We start from the raw sequence: 3175 nt of genomic DNA on the forward strand, positions 1-3175 counted from the left end.
CTAAAACCACCTATCCAGTTGCCATTAACTCTTCTCCAGAAGGTGCCAATGTAACGATTACCGGGAAAAAGGGAACCATGGTTTACGAAGGAACTACGCCTGCCATTGTGAAATTAAAATCAAGTAACGGATTCTTCTCAGGAGAAAATTACATGATCAAGTTCGACAAAGAGGGATACCAGCCTGTTACCAGACAAGTGGGTTCTAAAGTAGAAGGATGGTATTGGGGTAACATCTTGTTTGGAGGCCTTATTGGTATGATTATCGTCGATCCGGCAACTGGTGCGATGTATAAGCTGGATACCGAGGCTGTTGATGTTAGTTTAGTGAAACTTGAGAAAAATGCAGAAAACCAGGTGAATATCAATTCAATCCCCGAAGATTGGAAAAAACATCTGGTGCTGATAAAAGAAGGTGAAGAAAAGAGCACTAAGTAATTGTACCATTTTTAAATAACAAAGAGGATTTCTAAATTAGAATCCTCTTTGTTGAATAGACCTTAAAGACTACCTATTTAATATGAGTATTAAGCTTATTCCACTCCTTTACGGGAGGAAGGATGCCCATCTCGATAACTTCATCTCTTAGTTTGCACAGGTGTGTGTAACTTTCGCCCAGTTCTGACTCCTCTTCACTTGTTCCGGTTACCTCCTTATATGTAATTCCTTGTGCTGTAATCAACGTTTCCATGGCCATGGTGATATGGCCGAATTTCCCGTCTTGAATATACATCCCGGCTGGCCATTCAAACGCGGTTCCTCCCATAGCCGCTGCAATCATACATATGGAAAGATAAGCCGGACTTTGAAATGATGATCTGCCTCTTAGTTCGATTATGTGCTTTCCTCCCTGAATGACCCTTTGTTTTAATTCATTCCAATCTTCGGCAGGCATTTCCGGAGTTCCGATCAGATCGGACAATTTCCGGTCTTTTATAAAAGTGGTAGATGCAAATACAGCCATTTGTTCTCCATGTCCGCCATAAGTGCGGCAGTTATGTATTTCGGATGCCGGAATGCTAAAGTATCTAGCCAGTTCCGATTGAAGGCGCGTACTGTCCAGTGCGGCAAGTGTAGAAACCTGCGTTGGTTTTAATCCGGAATACAGAAGAGTAACCAATCCTGTAATATCAGCGGGATTAAATACAACAATCACATGTTTGACATCCGGACAATAGGTCTTGATATCCATTCCCAACTGGCGTGCGATTTCGGCATTGCCTTTTAAAAGATCTTCACGTGTCATACCTGCTTTGCGTGGTGCACCTCCGGATGAAACGATATAAGAAGAGCCTGTAAGGGCTTCACGTATATCGGTTGTCCAGGTGATATTAACCCCTTTAAAAGCACAATGATTCAATTCTTCTGCTACTCCCTCCAATGCGGGACCAAAGGGATCATATAAACAAATGTTGGGAGTCAGATTCATCATCAGGGCTGTTTGAGCCATATTGGAACCTATCATTCCGGCGGCTCCGATAATTGTGAGTTTTTCGTTTGCTACAAATTTCATGTGTTTTACGATTAAATATTAATACTCATATCATTTTAACCCAACGCAAATATAGTACATATTGAGATAAAGTGATCTTCAAAATTAGTAATGTATTATAAGCAAAAGTTATAAATGAAGGAGGACAGTTATAATTGAGCAATCCCAATAGGGATCTGTAATATTGTCACCTTTATGTCCGGATAAAGCCTGGATTTGATAAGTTCAAGTGATAAAATGTAAATTAATTCCCCTGATTTGTTGTTTTGAAATTGAAAATATGTAATTTTAGCGCAGAGGATTACATGTTGTTAATCCTGAAGAATCACTTTGTAACCTGGTGTTTATATGGAAAAACGAATAGTAGAATGTGTACCCAATTTTAGCGAGGGACGCGATATGTCGGTCATCAAACAGATTACCGATTCAATAGAAGGTGTGGCGGGAGTTAAGCTGCTGGATGTGGATCCGGGGTGGGCTACCAACCGCACCGTTGTTACTTTTGTAGGCGAGGTAGAAGCCGTTGTTGAGGCAGCTTTCTTGTGTGTGGTGAAGGCCGCTCAACTGATCGATATGCGTAAGCATCACGGCGAACATCCTCGTATGGGGGCAACGGATGTTTGCCCCCTTATTCCGGTTTCGGGAATCTCGATGGATGAAACAGCTGCATATGCCCGCCGGTTGGCAGAGCGCATCGCAAAAGAAGCCGGTATTCCAGTTTATTGTTATGAATATGCCGCATTCCGTTCCGAACGGAAAAAGCTGGCCGTTTGCCGCGAAGGCGAGTACGAGGGGCTTAAACCCCGTTTTGGTGTTCCGGAGCAGATGCCCGACTTTGGAGGTGAAAAGTGGACGGACAGGGTTGCTCAGACAGGGTGTACAGCTGTGGGGGCCCGCGACTTTCTGATCGCTATTAATTTCAATTTAAATACAACTTCTACGCGCAGGGCCAATGCGATTGCGTTTGATGTACGCGAACGCGGAAGGGTTATGCGTGAAGGAGGCTCGCCTGTAGGGCGTATCATGAAGGATGATTTGGGAAGGGAGCGTTTTATCCCCGGGTCGTTAAAAAGTACTGCGGCAATCGGATGGTTCATAAAAGAGTATGGAATTGCACAGGTTTCTATGAATATAACCAATGTGGCCATTACTCCGGTGCATGTTGCTTTTGAAGAGGTGGTCGCCAAAGCTGCTGCCCGTGGAGTGCGGGTTACGGGAACCGAAATAGTGGGGTTGATACCCAAATCGGTATTGTTGGATGCCGGACGTTATTTTTTACGTAAACAACAGCGCTCACTGGGTATTCCGGAACAAGAAATTATTCGTATGGCTGTTCTGTCGATGGGACTGGATGACCTTAAACCTTTTGATGTTGATAATAAGGTGATCGAGTATATGCTGGATAAGAAAGAAGAGGAGAGATTGGTAGACAGAAGTGTGACCGGTTTTATTCTTGAAACTGCCAGCGAGTCGCCTGCTCCGGGCGGAGGATCCATTGCTGCCGTCATGGGAGCTTTGGGTGCTGCTTTGGGAACGATGGTTGCCAATCTTTCGGCACATAAACCGGGTTGGGACGATCGTTGGGAGGAATTCTCGGACGCAGCGGTACGAGGACAGGAATTAGTCAGGGAACTTCTTTATCTGGTGGATGAAGATACCCGTTCTTTCAATAAGGTGATGGAGG

At 44.2% G+C, this 3175-nt stretch carries 3 protein-coding genes; 2 read left to right on the plus strand and 1 reads right to left on the minus strand.

The genetic code is table 11. The features are described 5' to 3' along the window. A partial coding sequence (locus AB7E53_RS14755) for a hypothetical protein (RefSeq protein ID WP_446776553.1) occupies positions 1-437 on the plus strand: 437 nt, incomplete at its 5' end. 73 nt (positions 438-510) lie between these two features. Here the strand turns inward: AB7E53_RS14755 and AB7E53_RS14760 are convergent. After that, positions 511-1512 carry a malate dehydrogenase gene (locus tag AB7E53_RS14760; protein ID WP_446776555.1) on the minus strand — a complete coding sequence of 334 codons (1002 nt, stop codon included), beginning with the start codon at positions 1510-1512 and terminating at the stop codon, positions 511-513. Between the two features lie 327 nt (positions 1513-1839). Between AB7E53_RS14760 and ftcD the strand changes: the two genes are divergently transcribed. Then, positions 1840-3175: glutamate formimidoyltransferase (gene ftcD, locus AB7E53_RS14765; RefSeq protein WP_446776557.1), on the plus strand; the 1336-nt coding region annotated here is incomplete at its 3' end.

Origin of the sequence: Macellibacteroides sp. (genome assembly GCF_050251695.1) — a bacterium.
In the GTDB taxonomy this organism is placed as follows: domain Bacteria; phylum Bacteroidota; class Bacteroidia; order Bacteroidales; family Tannerellaceae; genus Macellibacteroides; species Macellibacteroides fermentans.

Bases quoted from the DNA above. Each gene is read 5' to 3' on its own strand.
- AB7E53_RS14760 (WP_446776555.1), bottom strand. From the start codon at position 1,512: ATGAAATTTGTAGCAAACGAAAAACTCACAATTATCGGAGCCGCCGGA.